At 67.8% G+C, this 15,978-nt stretch carries 19 protein-coding genes; 2 read left to right on the top strand and 17 right to left on the bottom strand.

What is annotated here, in order from left to right:
* Positions 1 to 30: 30 nt before the first annotated feature.
* Positions 31 to 1,098, top strand: a complete 1,068-nt coding sequence (locus SALA_RS14855; RefSeq protein WP_011543189.1) for a sigma-54 interaction domain-containing protein — start codon at positions 31 to 33, stop codon at positions 1,096 to 1,098.
* Between the two features lie 190 nt (positions 1,099 to 1,288).
* Here SALA_RS14855 and SALA_RS14860 read toward each other — a convergent pair whose 3' ends face one another.
* Genes SALA_RS14860 through fliE form a run of 17 tightly spaced genes read right to left on the bottom strand, consistent with a single transcriptional unit; the run spans position 1,289 to position 14,899 of the window.
* On the bottom strand, positions 1,289 to 1,678 hold the full coding sequence (locus SALA_RS14860) for a flagellar protein FliS (RefSeq protein ID WP_011543190.1): 390 nt from the start codon (positions 1,676 to 1,678) through the stop codon (positions 1,289 to 1,291).
* A gap of 25 nt (positions 1,679 to 1,703) precedes the next feature.
* The gene (gene fliD / locus SALA_RS14865) at positions 1,704 to 3,074 is read right to left on the bottom strand and encodes a flagellar filament capping protein FliD (RefSeq protein ID WP_011543191.1); all 1,371 of its coding nucleotides are present in this window, start codon (positions 3,072 to 3,074) and stop codon (positions 1,704 to 1,706) included.
* A gap of 45 nt (positions 3,075 to 3,119) precedes the next feature.
* Entirely contained in the window at positions 3,120 to 4,259 is a 1,140-nt protein-coding gene (gene flhB / locus SALA_RS14870) for a flagellar type III secretion system protein FlhB (protein ID WP_011543192.1), read from the bottom strand.
* A gap of 3 nt (positions 4,260 to 4,262) precedes the next feature.
* Positions 4,263 to 5,042 carry a flagellar biosynthetic protein FliR gene (gene fliR, locus SALA_RS14875; protein WP_011543193.1) on the bottom strand — a complete coding sequence of 260 codons (780 nt, stop codon included), beginning with the start codon at positions 5,040 to 5,042 and terminating at the stop codon, positions 4,263 to 4,265.
* 4 nt (positions 5,043 to 5,046) lie between these two features.
* Entirely contained in the window at positions 5,047 to 5,316 is a 270-nt protein-coding gene (locus SALA_RS14880; RefSeq protein ID WP_011543194.1) for a flagellar biosynthetic protein FliQ, read from the bottom strand.
* A 12-nt stretch (positions 5,317 to 5,328) separates the two neighbouring features.
* Complete coding sequence (fliP, locus tag SALA_RS14885; RefSeq protein ID WP_011543195.1) at positions 5,329 to 6,099, bottom strand: flagellar type III secretion system pore protein FliP; 771 nt, start codon at positions 6,097 to 6,099, stop codon at positions 5,329 to 5,331.
* Positions 6,089 to 6,367, bottom strand: coding sequence for a flagellar biosynthetic protein FliO (locus SALA_RS14890; protein WP_011543196.1), 279 nt, complete (start codon positions 6,365 to 6,367; stop codon positions 6,089 to 6,091). Before SALA_RS14890 ends, fliP begins: the two co-directional genes overlap by 11 nt.
* Positions 6,367 to 6,702, bottom strand: coding sequence for a flagellar motor switch protein FliN (gene fliN, locus SALA_RS14895; RefSeq protein ID WP_011543197.1), 336 nt, complete (start codon positions 6,700 to 6,702; stop codon positions 6,367 to 6,369). The genes SALA_RS14890 and fliN overlap by 1 nt, the downstream gene beginning before the upstream one ends.
* Positions 6,695 to 7,633, bottom strand: coding sequence for a FliM/FliN family flagellar motor switch protein (locus SALA_RS14900; RefSeq protein ID WP_011543198.1), 939 nt, complete (start codon positions 7,631 to 7,633; stop codon positions 6,695 to 6,697). The genes fliN and SALA_RS14900 overlap by 8 nt, the downstream gene beginning before the upstream one ends.
* Complete coding sequence (fliL, locus tag SALA_RS14905; RefSeq protein ID WP_011543199.1) at positions 7,630 to 8,235, bottom strand: flagellar basal body-associated FliL family protein; 606 nt, start codon at positions 8,233 to 8,235, stop codon at positions 7,630 to 7,632. Before fliL ends, SALA_RS14900 begins: the two co-directional genes overlap by 4 nt.
* A 17-nt stretch (positions 8,236 to 8,252) precedes the next feature.
* The gene (locus tag SALA_RS14910; RefSeq protein WP_011543200.1) at positions 8,253 to 9,503 is read right to left on the bottom strand and encodes a flagellar hook-length control protein FliK; all 1,251 of its coding nucleotides are present in this window, start codon (positions 9,501 to 9,503) and stop codon (positions 8,253 to 8,255) included.
* Complete coding sequence (locus tag SALA_RS14915; RefSeq protein ID WP_011543201.1) at positions 9,500 to 9,946, bottom strand: hypothetical protein; 447 nt, start codon at positions 9,944 to 9,946, stop codon at positions 9,500 to 9,502. The genes SALA_RS14910 and SALA_RS14915 overlap by 4 nt, the downstream gene beginning before the upstream one ends.
* Positions 9,943 to 11,274 (bottom strand): FliI/YscN family ATPase, encoded by a 1,332-nt coding sequence (locus SALA_RS14920; protein ID WP_011543202.1) that lies wholly within the window; start codon positions 11,272 to 11,274, stop codon positions 9,943 to 9,945. Before SALA_RS14920 ends, SALA_RS14915 begins: the two co-directional genes overlap by 4 nt.
* Positions 11,271 to 11,870: a FliH/SctL family protein gene (locus tag SALA_RS14925; protein ID WP_011543203.1), complete on the bottom strand. Its 600-nt coding sequence runs from the start codon at positions 11,868 to 11,870 to the stop codon at positions 11,271 to 11,273. The genes SALA_RS14920 and SALA_RS14925 overlap by 4 nt, the downstream gene beginning before the upstream one ends.
* Complete coding sequence (gene fliG, locus SALA_RS14930; protein WP_011543204.1) at positions 11,863 to 12,894, bottom strand: flagellar motor switch protein FliG; 1,032 nt, start codon at positions 12,892 to 12,894, stop codon at positions 11,863 to 11,865. Before fliG ends, SALA_RS14925 begins: the two co-directional genes overlap by 8 nt.
* Positions 12,887 to 14,542 (bottom strand): flagellar basal-body MS-ring/collar protein FliF, encoded by a 1,656-nt coding sequence (gene fliF, locus SALA_RS14935; protein ID WP_011543205.1) that lies wholly within the window; start codon positions 14,540 to 14,542, stop codon positions 12,887 to 12,889. The genes fliG and fliF overlap by 8 nt, the downstream gene beginning before the upstream one ends.
* Before the next feature lie 3 nt (positions 14,543 to 14,545).
* On the bottom strand, positions 14,546 to 14,899 hold the full coding sequence (gene fliE / locus SALA_RS14940; protein WP_011543206.1) for a flagellar hook-basal body complex protein FliE: 354 nt from the start codon (positions 14,897 to 14,899) through the stop codon (positions 14,546 to 14,548).
* Positions 14,900 to 15,150: 251 nt separating this feature from the next.
* Here fliE and SALA_RS14945 point away from each other — a divergent pair, with 251 nt between their 5' ends.
* Entirely contained in the window at positions 15,151 to 15,969 is an 819-nt protein-coding gene (locus tag SALA_RS14945) for a flagellin (protein ID WP_011543207.1), read from the top strand.
* Positions 15,970 to 15,978 lie beyond the last annotated feature (9 nt).

Below are 15,978 nucleotides of genomic sequence, written 5' to 3' on the forward strand. Positions count from 1 at the left end.
CGCCGGGCGGGCGGCGCGATGGAGACCAGAATGACTGTGGGGCACAATAATCAGCCGACGCTCGAAGCATTGATCATCGGGACCAGCGAAGGCGCGGTCCGGCTGCGCGACATGATCCGCCGGGTGGCGCGGTCGAACGCCTCGGTGATGCTCTGCGGCCCCTCGGGATCGGGCAAGGAACTGGTGGCCCGCGCGATCCACGACGAAGGCACCCGTGCGGGCAAGGCTTTTTCGGCGATCAACTGTGGCGCGATCCCCGGCGAACTCATTGAATCCGAACTTTTCGGGCATGAAAAGGGCAGCTTCACCGGCGCCCACGCCCGCCGCATCGGCCATTTCGAGGCCAGCGAAGGCGGCACCATCTTCCTCGACGAAATCGGCGACATGCGCTTCGACATGCAGGTCAAGCTGCTCCGGGTGCTCGAAGACCGTACGATCGTGCGCGTCGGATCGAGCGAGGTGAAGCCGGTCGACGTGCGGGTCATTTCGGCGACCCACCAGGATCTCGGCGCCGCAATCGCCGAAGGCAAGTTCCGCGAAGACCTGTTCTTCCGGCTCGGCGTGGTTGTGCTCCAGGTCCCCAGCCTGGCGAGCCGCGCCGAGGATATTCCCGCGCTCATCCGCCATTTCCAGCGCAAGATGCCGGTCGATGCCAAATGCCGCTTCGACGCCGGCGCCATGGCGATGCTGATGCAGCATCGCTGGCCCGGCAATGTGCGCGAACTCAGAAACTTCGTCGAGCGCGCCAGCGTCCTCCACGGGGGCGAGACGCTCGACGCGCAGGACGTGGCGATGCTCCTGAACCCCACCGCGACGCCTGCTCCGCGGCCCGCTGTCCCCGGCGGCATCGCCGCGGTGCAGGCCAGCGCGGACGATCGCCCTGTGCCGCAGCCCGCGGCGGCGGTTGCCAAGACGCCAGCGCCGGGCCGCCCGATTGACCTCAAGCGCGAGATCGAGACGATCGAACTCGAACAGATCCACGTCGCGCTCGATCTCGCCGACGGCATCATTTCGGAAGCCGCGCGCCTCCTGACGCTGAAGCGCACAACGCTGATCGAAAAGATGCGCAAATATGGGGTTCACCAGCAGGCCGCCTGACGGCTCGCCCGAAACAGGTTTCAGCACCCGCTGAAAAAGGGAGCTCTGGTCCGCTCCCGAACCCACCCGGCCGCCCGTCCCCACCCAGGGCGGCCGGGTACCCAGCGGGTTCCCCGAACGCAATGATCGCGGCCCGCGCCTTCATCCGAAGGGCGGGCCGATTGCTATTCGCGTATCGTCATTGCCGGCGTCAGCGAAGCTGCCGCCACGCGGCGCTGATCGTCTGGATGCCCTCGAGCAGTTCGGCGAGCGCATCGGCACTGTTCGCTGCCACCGCGTCGTCGAGCTTGCGCCGCATGCTGCGATACACACGCGACAACGCCGCCGCGACGTCGCCGCCCTTGTCATGGTCGAGATTGACGTCGAGTCCGATCAGGATTGCGCGGGCCCGATGTGCGGGTTCGGTCGCGGAAATCCGCTGACCCTGGCGCACCATGGCTTCAAGAACGCCGACCGCGGTTTCAAGCTCGTCATAGAGCATCGTCACCAGCTCGACCGGATCGGCGGCGGCGGCGCGGCTCTCATTCTGCAATCGGCGGTAAAGCCCGGTCGCCCGGACGGTCGATGCGGTGGCGGTCACGGCGGTGGTCCTCGGTGCCTATATCTTAATCGTTGCCCTGGTTGGTCCAGAGCTTGATCTGCTGTTCGAGATAGGTCTGCGTGGCCTTGAACGCCGCGAGCCTGGCTTCGAGCGCGCCATATTGTTTCTCCAGCCGCGTGCGGTAGGCGTCTTCGCGCTCCTCGACCTTCGCAAGCTGTTCGGCGAGAGTCCTCTGCCTGGTTTCGAGCGAGCGCGACACGCGGTCGATCGCGCCATTGGCGCCAACCGCCCTGTCGCGGATCGCGTCGAGCGCAAAGGCGATGCCGGGATCGGTCGTTTCGTTGTGCGTCGCGTCGCGGCGCGGGTTGAACAGGGCCTCGACGGCACCGGCATCGGTTTCGAGTGCCTTGTCGAGCCGCGCATTGTCGACCGACAGCAACCCTTCCTTGGTCACCGAAATGCCGATGTCCGAAAGCTGGTTGATGCTGCCGTGGCTCGAAATCACCTGGTGGATCAGGCCGCCGAGGTCGCGTTCGAGTTCGCGGAGCGAAGTCGTCGCGCCGGGAAGGTTCGAAGCGGCGGTGAGGCTGGCCTTGAGCTGGTTATAGACCGCGACGAAGTCGCCCACCGTCTGCTTGATCATGTCGAGCGGGCGGTTGGCGCCGATGTCGACGGGCTGGCCGGGCGCCGCCTTTTTCAGGGTCAGCGACATGCCGGGCACGACGTCATCGACGATGTTGGTCGCGCGGTTGAAGGCGATGCCGTCGATCGTGAACTCGGCGTCGGCGGCGCTCTGGCCGAGCGTCATGCCGCCGTCGGTGGCAAAGGAGGCGAGCCCCGGGTCGGCACCGGCATCGGCGACGAGCGTAAAGCCATTGGCTTCGCCCGTCGGGCCTTTGAGGATGAGGCGGTGCCCGCCCTCGTCGGCGATGATGGAGGCGGTGACGCCCGCCGCGCTCGCATTGATGGCATCGGCCAGTCCGTCAAGATTGTTGTTGGTCCCGTCGATCGTGATCGTTTTCGCGACGCCACCGACGGTCAGCGTCATCGTGCCGGTGCCGATTGCGGCGGTGCGATCGGCGACGACGCCCGAAAAATTGGTCTGCGCGCGCGCAAGCTGATTGACTACGACAGTCGCGGCAAAGCTGTCGGCGGACAGGCCCGCGCGGCTGGTCGCGCCAAGCACGCTGTCGTCGGATACGGTGGGCGTGCTGCGCAGCGTCCCGTCGCCGATCATCTGGCTCAGCGAATCGGCGAATCCATCGAGGTCGGCGCGCGCCTTGGCCACCGCGCTGATCCGCGTCTGGTTCGCCTGCGTCAATTCGGTGAGGCGCGCGATCTTGGGCTGACGCGAGGCATTGGACAGGTCGTCGACGAGCTTGGGAATGTCGATGCCCGACCCGAAACCCAGGCTGTTGGCGATGGAATTGACCATGGCGAAATATCCTTCGCACCCCTTAACGGCAGTGCGCGGCGCATCTTAAGCCTGGCGGCGGCCTTCAGGATCGAAACGGTGCGAGGGCGGCACATCGACCGCGGGCTGCGCGATGCCGTCGGCGACCGCGCGCTCGAGCTGGAAGACGAAGGCGAGCACGGTCGCGACCGCGACGAACAATTCTTCGGGGATGGTGCGGCCGGCGCGCGCGGTGAAATAGATGGCGCGGGTGAGCTGCGGATATTCGAGCATCGGCACATTGGCGGCGCGCGCAAGTTCGCGGATCGACAGCGCCACGTCGCCGCGTCCGCGCGCGACGACGACCGGCGCCGCATCGGTGCCGGGGCGATAACGCAACGCGACCGAAAAATGCGTCGGGTTGGTCAGCACAACGGTGGCCTCGGACACCGCCTTGCGCGCCGATCCGCTCAAAATCTCGTGCGCGCGCTGGCGCTGCGCCTGCTTGAGTTCGGGCGCACCGTCGGACTGGCGCATCTCGTCCTTGATCTCGTGCTTGCTCATCATCAGCCTTTTGTTGCGCTGGAACCATTGCACCGGCACGTCGATCAGCGCGATGACCACCAGCCCGCCCGCGAGTGCGAGCATCGCGTGGCCGATCGCCTTGCCGGCAAGACCGATCGCGGCGATCAGGTCGGATCCGGCCATCGACATGATCGCCGGGAGGCTGCGCGCGACGAGCCAGTAGCCGATGCCGCCGAGCAGGATGACCTTTGCGATGGCCTTGCCCAGCTCGGTCGCGCCCTGCATTCCGAACATGCGCTTGAGTCCGCTCATCGGGTTGATGCGGTTGCCCTTGAAATGCAGCGCCTTGCCGCGCCAGCCCATCGACCCCAGCATCGCGGGGCCTGCGACCGCGGCGCCGAGCGCGAGCGCGAAGAGACTGGTGAGCGGCAGCAGGATTTCGGCGCCATTACGCATAAGCGCCTCGCCGGGCGCGAAATCGGCGACGTCGGCGGCGGTCAGCGTCAATCCCCGGCGCACCAGATCGCCCGCCGACTGCACGAACCAGCCGCCCGCGGCGACGATCCACCCCGCCGCGGCGAGCATCATCAGCGCCGTCGCCAGCTCGCGCGACATCAGCACATCGCCCTCGCGCGTCGAATCGGCGCGCTTCTTCGCCGTCGGCTGTTCGGTCTTCTGGTCCTTGTCGGGGCCCTCTGCCATGGCTCAGACGCCTGCGACCATGCGCGCGGCGTCGAGCGCGTCGGACAGGATGCGGATGATCGCTTCGGCCATCGCGGGCGTCGCGACGCCCAGCAGGACGATGCCGGCGAGCAGCGTCGCGGGGATGCCGACCGCGAACAGGTTGAGCGCGGGCGCCGAGCGGCCGATCACGCCCATGATGATCTGGACGAGGATCAGCACGAAACCGACGGGCAGCGCGATCGTCAGCGCGGCGGCGAACATCAGGCTGCCGAAGCGGATGACGCCGCCGAGCGCGTCCCACGACGGAAAGGCGTTGCCGGGGGGGAGGGCGGTGTAGCTGTCCACGACGATGTCGATGAGGAGGAGGTGGCCGTCGGCGGCGAGAAAGAGCGCGGTCGCGAGCATCGCGAGGAACTGGCCGATCGCCGAACTCGACGCGCCGCTCAAGGGATCGACCATCGACGCGAAGCCGAGGCCCATCGCATTGCTGATGACTTCGCCCGCGAGCAGCGCGGCGGCGAGCCCCATCTGGAGCACGAAGCCGATCGCGAGACCGATCACCACCTCGCCGACGATGAAGAAGATGCCCGGCACCGACACGATCCCTTCGGCGGGCAGCACCATGCCCGACGCCGCGACCGCGGGCACGCCGACCGCAAGCGCGATGACAAGCCTGAGCTGCACCGGCACATTGGCGGCGCCGAACACGGGTGCGGCGATGAAGGCGGCGCCGGGGCGGATCATCCCCAGCATCCACAGCTGGAGCATCGCCTCGACATTGGGGATGTCGGCGGGGTTCATTGTCCTAGCGGACGAGTGCCGGAATCTGCGCGAACAGGTCGCGCGTGAAATCGGTGAGCAGGACGAGGATGCTGCCGCCGAAGATCGCGAGGCAGATCGCCGCGACGATCAGCTTGGGCACGAAGGTCAGCGTCTGTTCGTTGATCGACGTCGCCGCCTGCACCATGCCGAGCAGCACCCCGACGATGAGCACGGGCAGCAGCAGCGGCGCCGATGCGAGCGCAAGAATCCACAAGGATTGCTGCGCCATGCCAATGAAATAGTCGGTTTCCATTGCGCCCTGCCCCTATGTTCCGAAGGAGGCGGCGAGCGAACCCATCGTCAGCGCCCAGCCGTCGACGAGAACGAAAAGCAGCAGCTTGAAGGGCATCGAGATGATCGTCGGCGACAGCATCATCATACCCAAGGACATCAGCGCCGAGGCGACGATCAGGTCGATGACGAGAAAGGGCAGGAAGATGAGGAAGCCGATCTGGAAGGCGGTCTTGAGCTCGCTGGTGACAAAGGCGGGAAGCAGGATCGAAAAGGGCACGTCCTTGGGGCTGGCATAGGCCGGCGCCCTGGCGATCTTCGCGAACATCATCAGGTCGGTCTTGCGCGTCTGTTTCATCATGAAGCCGTGGAGCGCGTCGCCCGAACGCGACACCGCCTCGCCGATGTCGATCTGTTCCTGGCCATAAGGTTCGATCGCGACGCGGTTCACTTCGCTGATGACGGGCTGCATCACGAAGAGCGAGAGAAAGAGGCTGAGACCCACGAGCACCTGGTTGGGCGGCGTCTGTTGCAGCCCGAGCGCGTGGCGCAGGATCGACAGCACGATGATGATGCGCGTGAAGCTGGTCATCATGAGCAGCAGCGACGGCAGCACCGTCAAGAGGCTCATCAGGACGAGGATCTGGAGCGACAGGCTCAGCGGCCGTCCGTCGCCGCCGATCTCGTTCACCGCGCGGCTGAGCCCGTCGGCGGCCTGCGCGAACGCCGGCGTCGCGGCGCAAAGCAGCCCTGCCCCGCCAGTCAGCGCCGCGGCGCGCAGCCAGAAGCGGCCGTCAATCGACATGGAAATCCCCCTGCGCGTCGTCGGCGATCCGCGTGATGCCGTTCCGTGACACGGCGACGAGGATGCGCTGCCCGGCGAACTCGACGACCGCGAGTTTCGATCCGGGGCCGAGCGGCAGCACATCGACCATCTCGACCGCACGCGGCTTCGCATTGCCGCCGACGAGCGGCACGCCCATCTGGACGCGCTTCCACAGCCACAGGCTGCCCCACGCCATCGCCCCGACCAGCGGCAGCAGGAGAGCCAAGCGAAGGATATATTCGAGCATCAGGCTCTCCGCTCGAAACCTTCGAGGCCGCGCGCGGGCGCGACGACTTCGGCGACCTGGATGCCGTAGCGGCCATCGACGCTGACGATCTCGCCCTTCGCGATCAATGTGCCATTGGCATAGATGTCGAGCAGGTCGGTCGCGGCGCGATCAAGCTCGATCACGCTGCCTTCGCCCAGCGCAAGCAGTTCGGCGAGCGTCATCGAGGTCGACCCGACCTCGACCGACACGCGCAGTGAAACGCCGGCGAGCAGGTCGAAATTGGGCGCGGCGGCGATGCTCTTGTCGCGCCGGTCGGCGCGCGCCGCCTTTGGCGCGTCGGCTACGTCAGTCATGGTCGGGTCCTTTTTCGATATGGTCAATCAGGATGGCGGCGTTGCCATTGGCTTCGCCGATGCTTCCGAAAGCGAAGCTGCGCCCGGCGACCGTCACCGGCACATGGCGCGGCATCGACAGCGGGATGATGTCGCCGACCTCGAGCGCGAGGAGCTTGACGAGGCTGATTTCGGGCCGCGCGAGCACCGAACGGACGGGCAGGCGGACGCCGCGCAGCGCCTTGTCGAGCGCGCCCGTCCACGCCGGGTCGCCGCCGTTTCCGCCCTGCATGTCGGGCAGCAGTTCGTCGCCCGCGATTCCGCGCAGCGCCGCGACCGGATAGGCGCAGGCGATCGTGCGCCCGTCGAGCGGCGCGCCGCGCAGCGTGAAGCGCTGAACGAACAATTCGTCGTCGGCACGCACCGCGGCGAGCTTGGCGGGATCGCCGGTGACGCAGTCGAGCTCGGGCTCGATGACCAGCTTGTCGCGCCACGCGGCGGCGATCTGCATCCCGATGTCGCGGCCGAGGCGCGCGGCAAAACGGTCCTCTGCGTCGGTCAGTTCCTCGCGCTCGCCGCCAAGCTGGCCTCGCCCGCCATAGAAGATGTCGACGAGCTGGAGGAGCAGCGGCCGCGCCGCGGCGATCAGCAGCGGCCCCTTGAGCGGCGGCGCGTGATAGCGCCAGAAGATCGCGGGTGCTGCGGCGCCGCTCCATTCGGCAAAGCTCAGCTGTTCGGCGCCCGAGCGTTCGACCTGCACTCCCGGCGCGCCGAGTGCGCGGACGAGATCGCGCAAGCTGCGTGCGAACTGGTTCGCGACGCTTTCGAGCGCGGGGAAAGCATAGCTCGCGGCGGCGCGGCGCAGCAGCAGCGATGCCTTGCCGTCCGCAGGCTCGGCGGCGCGCGCGGCGGGGGCCTTCACCGCCTTGACGCTTTTGGCACTGGCGGTCACTGGATCACCAGGCTCGTGAAATAGACATTGTCGATACCCCCAAATCCTTCCTTCTCGCGCAGCACATCGTTGATCGCGGCGGTCAACTGGCGTTGCAGCCGCTGTTTCCCCTGCGATGTGGAGAGCGAGGCCGGATCCTGTTCGGCGAGGACCATAAGCACGACCGAGCGGATGGGCACCGCCTGCCGTTTGATATTATTGATAACCTTGCCGTCATAGAAGGTCGAAAGGCTGATACCCACCTGAAGGAAGCCCGATCCGTCGGCGAGGTTCGTCGTGAAACTGTCGCTGATCGGATAATAGGTGATTTCATATTTGCGCGGATCGACCTTGAAGCGGTCGTTGGGCACCGACACGGTGCCGACCTTCAGCGGCGCTTCCTTGTCTTCGCCCTCGGCGGCGGGTTCGGGCGCATCGGTGCTGCGAAGGACGAGCTTGGGATAATGATCCTCGGGCTTGGCCTCGTGCGCCGACAATGCACCGAAATAGATGCCCGCGCCCGCGCCCGCGCCGATCAGCGCGACCGCGGCCACGCCAACCAGCAGCAGCTTCTTGAACTTGCCCTTCTTCTTGGGCTCGGTTTCGGTCTTGTCCTTGGTCATGGCGGAACCCTTTCTGGTCAGGCGAAGCGGCCGCGGCGGTTCGCCGCGCGCTCCTCGTCATGCTGCTCGGCGCGCTCGGTGGCGGTTTCGATGAGGTGGGCGGTGTCGGGTGTGGCGGCGCGGCCCTGGTTCTGGCCCTGCGACTGGCGCCCGGTCTCGCCCGGCGTATGCGTGACTTCGGCGCCCACGACGCGCACGCCCTGCTGGCGCAGTTCGTCGACGAGGCGGCCCTGCGCGGCGGTGACGATCGTCGCGGTCGCTTCGTGCTGGGTATCCATCTTCAGCGACATGCCCTCGCCCTCCATCCGCATCGCGACGTCGAGGCGGCCGAGGTGGCGCGGCATCAGGCGAAAGCTGATGTCGCCGCTGTCCGATTTGGTCGCGGCGATGTCGCGCGCCAGCTGATCGATCCACGCGCCGTCGCTCTCCATGTCGAGCACGCGCTCGGCGATCGTCGCGGGGGCGGCGGCGTCGAGCGGCGCGGCGGCGGTGAGGGCTGCTGCCTGAGTGAACAACACCGTCATCGCGGGGGCGGCCTCGGCCACGCGGGCGACGGGCGGGTCGGAGGCAAGCGGAAGGGCGGACATGACCGTGTCGCGGGTCGGCGGCGATGCGGCAGCGAGGATGCCGGGCAGCAGTCCCCGCATATCGGTAGCGGCTTTGTCCGGAGCGGCGCCCGGCGTGTTGATACCGGATGCGGCGGCGTGCGGCTTGGCGGTTTCGGGCTTCGCGGGCTTGGGTTCGCCGGCGCGCGCGGTGTCGGGAAGGACCGCGGCAACGATCGTCGCCCAGTTTTCGATGGCAGGTGCCGCGGGCGCCCCGCCGGGGTGCTCGACATCGGGCGCTGTGTCGGTGTCCGTCGGCTTGTTCGCGCCATGCGCGGGGCCGGTACGCGCGCCACTGAGCGCGACGAGCAGGGTCGCGGCGAGCGCGGCTGCATCGCCTGCGTCGGGGGTGGACTTGGCGGGCGATGTTTCGAGCGTAACCGCGGCTGTGTCCGACGTCGGTGCGACGGGCAGCTCGGCGGCGTCGGGGCCGGTGTCGGCAACCGGCACCGCGTCGGTCTTGATCACCGTTGCGGGCGGGGCGGCCGCTGCGGCGGGCGCGCCCGTTGCCGTGGGGAGCAGCGGAACCGGCGCTGCGGCAAGCAGCTGGCCGAACCCGGCGGCGTCGCCATCGTGCGCAACCTGCCCGATATTGGCGAGGAAGGCGGCAAAGCCTGCGGGCATCGCGCCGGACGCCGCGGGAAGGGCGGGGGCGTTCATCATGCCGCGCCGCCTTCGATCAGGCGCAGCCGCATGCCGACACGCGGGCGGTGCGGGCGGTTGGCGTCGTTGCGGCGTTCCTGCTCGGCTTCGGCCGACTTGCGGCTCTTTTCGTAAAGGCGCACGGCCGATTCTTCCTTGGCCATCGCGCGCTGCGCCAGCGCCCCCATCTGGTCGCGGCGCGCGCTCGCATTGCAAAGCGGTGCGGCCAGATTCTCCTGCGCGAGGTCGAGCCGCATCGCGAGTTCGCCGATGGTGTTGAGCGCGCGGCCCGCGACCGCGCCCTTCGCCATCGCGAGGTCGCTGCGCAGCGTTTCGAGCCGCCGCGCAAGCTCGACGAGGTTCGCAAGTTCGCCATTGGCGCGGGCCAGATTGGCCTCGGCGAGCTGATGTTCGACGGAGCGCACGCGGATGATGCGTTTGCGGCGTGCGGGGCGGGCGGTCATGCGGAATATCCTTCGATCAGCGTTTGGCGGGAGGTGTCGAAATCGACCTGCGCCCTGGCAGGTTGCGAAACAAAGGCGAGCTGGTCGGCGCGGCGCGCGATCGCTTCGTCGAGTATGGGGTCGGCGCCCGCGACATAGGCGCCCATCAGCATCAGGTCGCGATTCTCCTCATAGAGCGACCAGAGCTGGCGAAAGCGCGCGGCGGCGGCGGCATGGTCGGCATCGACCGAATCGGCCATCGTGCGCGACAGCGAGCGTGCGACGTCGATCGCGGGATAGACGCCCTGTTCGGCGAGCTGGCGCGACAGGATGATATGGCCGTCGACGATCGCGCGCGCGCTGTCGACGACCGGGTCGTCGATGTCGCCGCCGTCGGCGAGCACGGTGTAGAGCGCGGTGACCGAGCCGCCGGTCGCCTTGTCGATGCCCGCGCGTTCGCACAGCGACGGGATGAGCGCGAAGACCGACGGCGGATAGCCCTTCATCGTCGGCGGCTCGCCCAGGGTGAGGCCGATCTCGCGCTGTGCATGGGCAACGCGCGTCAGGCTGTCGATCAGCAACAGCACCTTCTTGCCCTCGGCGCGAAAGGCCTCTGCGATCGCGGTCGCGCGCATCGCGGCGCGCAGGCGGAGCAAGGGCGGGTGATCGGCGGGAACCGCGACGACGACCGATTTCTTGCGCACGTCGGGGGGCAGTTTGGTTTCGACGAAATCGCTGACCTCGCGGCTGCGCTCGCCGATCAGGCCGACGACGATGACGTCGCATTCGGTACCGGCGATCATCTGACCCATCAGCACCGACTTGCCGACGCCCGACCCCGCGATGATCGCGACGCGCTGGCCCTCGCCGACGGTGAGCAGGCCGTTGATCGCGCGCACGCCCATGTTGAGCGCGCGCGTGACGCGGCCGCGGCGGAGCGGATTGACCTTGCGCCCGGCGAGCGGCCACTGGAACTGCGATTTGATCGCCGGGCGGCCGTCGAGCGGGTTGCCCTGCGCGTCCATGATGCGGCCGAGCAGCGCCTTGCCGACGGGCACCATCGACGAGGCGCCGTGCGGCTCGACGGGGGCACCGGTGACGAGCGGCTTGTTGGTGTCGAAGGGCAGGACAAGGCTGCGGTGGCCGCGAAAGCCGACGACCTCGCCATAGACATAGTCGTTGTCGGCCGACCGGATGCGGACATTGCTGCCGAGCGGCTGGGGGAAGCCCGACACTTCGAGCATGATCCCCTCGTGCGCGACGAGCGTGCCGATGCGGCGCGGGCTGGCGTCGGCGAGGTCGATGCCGCCGAGCAACTGCTGGGCCGACAGGGTGAGGCGGCGCGTCATGTGGCGGTGCCTTCGCCGAGCGCGGCGCGCAGTTCGTCGAGATAGACGGCGCGGCCATGCTCGATCCAGCCGGTCGAGGTTTCGAGGCGGATGGTGCCGCGCATCATCGCGGGGTCGCTCTGGACGGCGAGCGTCAGCGGGCAATCGGCGAGCAGCGCGGCATCGTCGGGATGCACCCACAGGGTGCGCGCCTTGTCGGCGTCGGCGACCAATGCCGCAGCGGTTTCGGCCTGCCGACGCAGCCATTCGGCGTCGATCGGGGCGGCGGCGACGATCTGGCGCACCAGCCGCTCGACCGTTTCGGCGATCAGCTGCGCCAGTTCCTCGCTCGGCTCGTCCTGCAACGCCTCGGCGCTCGCAAGCAGCGCGAGCAGCTGGTGCCGTTCGGCGGTGTGGGCCGCTTCGGCGATACGCTGTCCTTCGGCGAGGCCGCGCGCGAAGGGATCGTCCTCGCTGTCATCGGCCGACGGTTCGGGCGCGGGCGCCGTGGTTTCAGCGGCGCGGGCGAAGGACAGCGGGCGAAAGCCGCTGCGCCGCGCCATCGCGTCGGCCAGGCTGACAGGGGCAAAGCCCGTTTCGGCGGCGAGGTCAGACATAATCGTCGCCCCCGCCCGCGATCATGATTTCGCCATTCGCCGCCATCTGGCGGACGATCTGCATCACGCTCTTTTGCGCATCCTCGACGTCGGCGCGCTTGACCATCGTCATTTCGGCCATCTCGTCGCGGATGGTTTCGGCGGCGCGCTGCGACATGGTGGCGAGGCACATGTCGACCATATCCTCGTCGGCGCCCTTGAGTGCGATCGCGAGCTGTGCCGCATCGACCGAGCGCAGCACGCTGCTGAGGCTCTTCTTGTCGAGGTCGCGGAGATTTTCGAAGATGAACATCTCTTCCTCGATCGTCTGCGCGAGGATGCGGTCGTGCTTCTTGAGCGAACGCAGCGTGCGTTCGCTGAGCTGCTTCGGCATCTTCTTCATGATCTTGGCGACGTCGCTTGGCCCGCCGATCGCCTGCTTGGCGACGCGCTGGCCGTCGACATTGGCGCTCGCGAGCACCGCCTCCAGATCCTCGATCGCGGCGGCCGGGACAGAGGTCAGCATTGCGGCGCGCAGCACGAGATCGGCCTGCAGAACTTCGTCGAGCGTCTCGATCGCGCGCGCGGCGACGTCGGGGACGAGCACCGAGAGAATGAGCGCGCCGACCTGCGGATGCTCGCTGGCAAGCAGCGCGCTGATCGCATCGACGTCCATCCAGCGCAGCATTTCGAGCGAGGCGGCGCTGCGTTGCGGCGCGACGGCGGCCAGGATATTGTCGGCGCGGACGTTGCCGACCGCCTGCGTCACCACCGTGCGGATGCGCGTGTCGGCGCCGATCGCGAGCGCGCTGACGTCGCGGCTGCGCATCACGAACTGTTCGAGCGCCAGTCCGATCTCCTGCTCGCTGGCGTTGGCGGTGTCGAACATCGCTTTCGCCAGCTGGCGCACTTCTTCGGGGCCGAGATGCTTCAGGATCGTCGCGGCCTCGCTCTCGTCGAGCAGCATCAGCAGGATCGCCGCGGCCGCCGATCCGTCGATCGCGGGCTTCTGGGGCGCGGCGTCGAGTTCGGCGGCATCAGGCACGGGCGCCCTCCTGCATCAGGTGGCGCACGACGAGCGCGGCGCGTGCCGAATCCTGGCGGACAAAGGCGCGCACGAGATTGGCGCGCGCTTCATAGCTTGGGGCCGCCTCGATCATTTCGAGCGTGATTTCGCGGCTGTTCGCGCCGCTGGCGAGCGCGGGGCGATCGGTTGCGGCGAGCAGCGTTTCCTCCAGCGCCTGATTCTGTTCGAGGCGCGCGGCGGCGCGCTGCCTGGCGGCGCGGATCATCGGGCGGCCGATGAACAGGAAGGCAAGCAGCGCCGCCAGGATCGCGCCGACCTGTTTGACCAGCGGCAGGAACCAGCCCTGATCGTAGAAGGCGGGGGCCGTATCCTCGACCGGCGCGAAGGGACGCTGGTTGATCGCGACCATATCGCCGCGCGCGGCGTCGTAACCGATCGCGCCTTTGACGAGCGCGTCGATCTTGGCGAGGTCGGCCTGCGTCAGCGCCTTCTTGCCCTGATTGAGCGCGACCGCGACCGAAACGCGGCGCAGCTTGCCCTGCGGTGAGTGCGTCACCGAAATCTCGCGCCCGACCTCGTAAGCGCGCGCGGCATTCTCGTTGCTTTCGGTGCCGGGGAGGGGCGCATTGGCCGGTGCGGGCTGCGGCCCCTCGGCGGTGATGGTCGTCGCCTGCGGGGGCTGGTTGGCGAGCGCGCCGGGGATTCCGACCGCCGGAGCGTTGGCCGTGCCGCTGACCGAACGGGTGATCTGTTCGCTGGTCAGCGCGCGGTCGTTTTCGGGGAAGCTTTCGCGCGTCGCCTGGCTTTCGGACATATCGACGTCGGCATGAACCTCGACCGTATAATTGCCCGCGCCGAGCATCGGGCCGAGCAGCGTGTCGAGCGCGCGGCGGAAACGGTCCTCGACCTGCAACTGCAACTGGAACGCCTTCATGTCGCTGCCGCTCGCGGTGTCGGACAGCAGCGCGCCGCGCTGGTCGATCACCGACACCTGATCGGCGTTCATGCCGGGCACCGACGAGGCCACGAGGAAACGGATCGCCTGCACCTGTCCGTCGCCGAGCGCGCGACCGTTCTGCAGCGTCAGCATCACCGATGCGGTCGCGGGCTTGTCGTCGCGCACGAACAGGCTGGGTTCGGCCGCGGCGATATGGACGCGTGCGCTCTTGACCGCGTCGATCGTTTCGATCGTGCGCGACAGGTCGGCTTCGCGCGCCGAACGCAATGCTTCGCCCTCGATCGCGCGGCTCGACCCCATGGGCAGCGCGGCGATCAGGCTGTCGCCGCTCGGCGCCGCCTTGGGCAGGCCCTGTCCGGCGAGCGCGATGCGCGCCTGATGCAGCTTGTCGGCATCGACGGTGAGCGCGCCGGTCGTGCCATCGATGCTGTGGCCGATGCCCTGCGCCTGCAAAGCCTCGGCGACCGCCGCCTTGTCGGCGTCGTCGAGCCCGGCGAAGAGTTGCGCCTGTGGCGCCGTCTGCATCGTGAAATAAGCGAGCGCGGCGATGCCGATCGCCGCCGTCATCGCGATCGCCGGCAGCGCGCGCTGCACCGCGGGCTGGCGGACGAACTGGGTGAGCGGCGCGAGGCGGCCGCCGAGGACGGGGGCGGGCAAGCGGTTCGCGCCGCTGGTATCGACGGGGGTCAGGGTTTGCGCGTCGGCCATGGGTTACACCGGCATGTTCATGATGTCGCGATAGGCGGAGAGCAGCTTGTTGCGGACCTGCAGCGTCGTTTCGAAACCGAGCGAGGCCTTCTGCCGCTCGATCATCACGCTGACGATGTCGTGCGTGTCGCCGCGCTCATAGGCTTCGCTGATTTCGCTCGCCTTTGCTTGCTGGGCGTTGACCTGTTGCAGCGCATGGTTGATCGCGGCGCCGAAATCGGGAGCGCCCGCGCTGCCGTCGACAGCGCCTGCGCCGCCGTCGATCCCGCCCCGCCCCGCGGCGCGTTGCAGCGCCTGATTCTGATTGAGGATCGAACTGCGCATCTGCAACAGCCGGCTCTGGTCAATCGTGCTCATTGCTTCTTCATCCGTCCTGATGCGCGGCCTTGCGCCGCACGCCCAAAGAAGAATGCAAAGCTCGTGCCAGAATTAATAATCTATATATTTCAGTGTATTGATGCTGATTGCGGATCGCCGACAGCGGCGTCCGGCGTTTTTTTGACAGGACGCGCTTAAGCCGCGCCGCGTGCCGCCGTTACTGCTTTCCGTGACCGCTCCCTGAGCCCTCACATCACGGGAATGGCCGTCGAGGCCGGAAAGGAACTAAGATGACTGTCATCAACACCAATGTGAGCGCGCTGCGCGCCCAGAATAATTCGCGTGTCGCGAGCCAAATGCAGTCGCAGGCGATGGAACGCCTGTCGAGCGGCAAGCGCATCAACGCTGCGAAAGACGATGCCGCCGGCCTCGCCATCGCGACCCGCATGGACGCGACCGCGCGCGGCCTGACCCAGGCGATCCGCAACGCCAACGACGGCATTTCGCTGGCGCAGACCGCCGACAGCGCCGCCGGCAGCATTTCGGACATTCTCGTCCGTATGCGCGAACTGGCGGTTCAGTCGGCGAACGGCACCAACGGGACGACCGATCGCGCGGCGCTCCAGACCGAAGTCACCGCCCTGATCTCGCAGATCGGCGACATCGCAACGCGCACCGAGTTCAACGGCAATGTGCTGCTCGACGGCAGTGCCGCCACCGGTTTCGATATCCAGACGGGCATCAATTCCGGCGACGTCGTGAACATCACGATCGCCGATATGCAGGCCACCGCGCTCGGCGTCGGCACGCTCGACATTTCGACTGCGGCGGGCGCGTCGGGCGCGCTGGCAACGCTCGACACGGCGATCCAGACGGTCGCGACGCAGCGCGCCAACCTTGGTGCCCAGCAGAACCGCCTGACCTCGGCCGTCGATAATTTGACGTCGACCGTCACGAATCTGGCAGAATCGAAGTCGCGGATCGAGGATGCCGACTTCTCGGTCGAATCGACGAACCTCGCCGCCGCTGGCATCCTTGCCCAGGCATCGACCGCGATGCTTGCCCAGGCGAACCAGAGCACGCAGGGCGTGATGAACCTGCTCCGCTAAGTTCGGACA

The sequence above is a fragment of the Sphingopyxis alaskensis RB2256 genome (assembly GCF_000013985.1).
GTDB classification, from domain to species: domain Bacteria; phylum Pseudomonadota; class Alphaproteobacteria; order Sphingomonadales; family Sphingomonadaceae; genus Sphingopyxis; species Sphingopyxis alaskensis.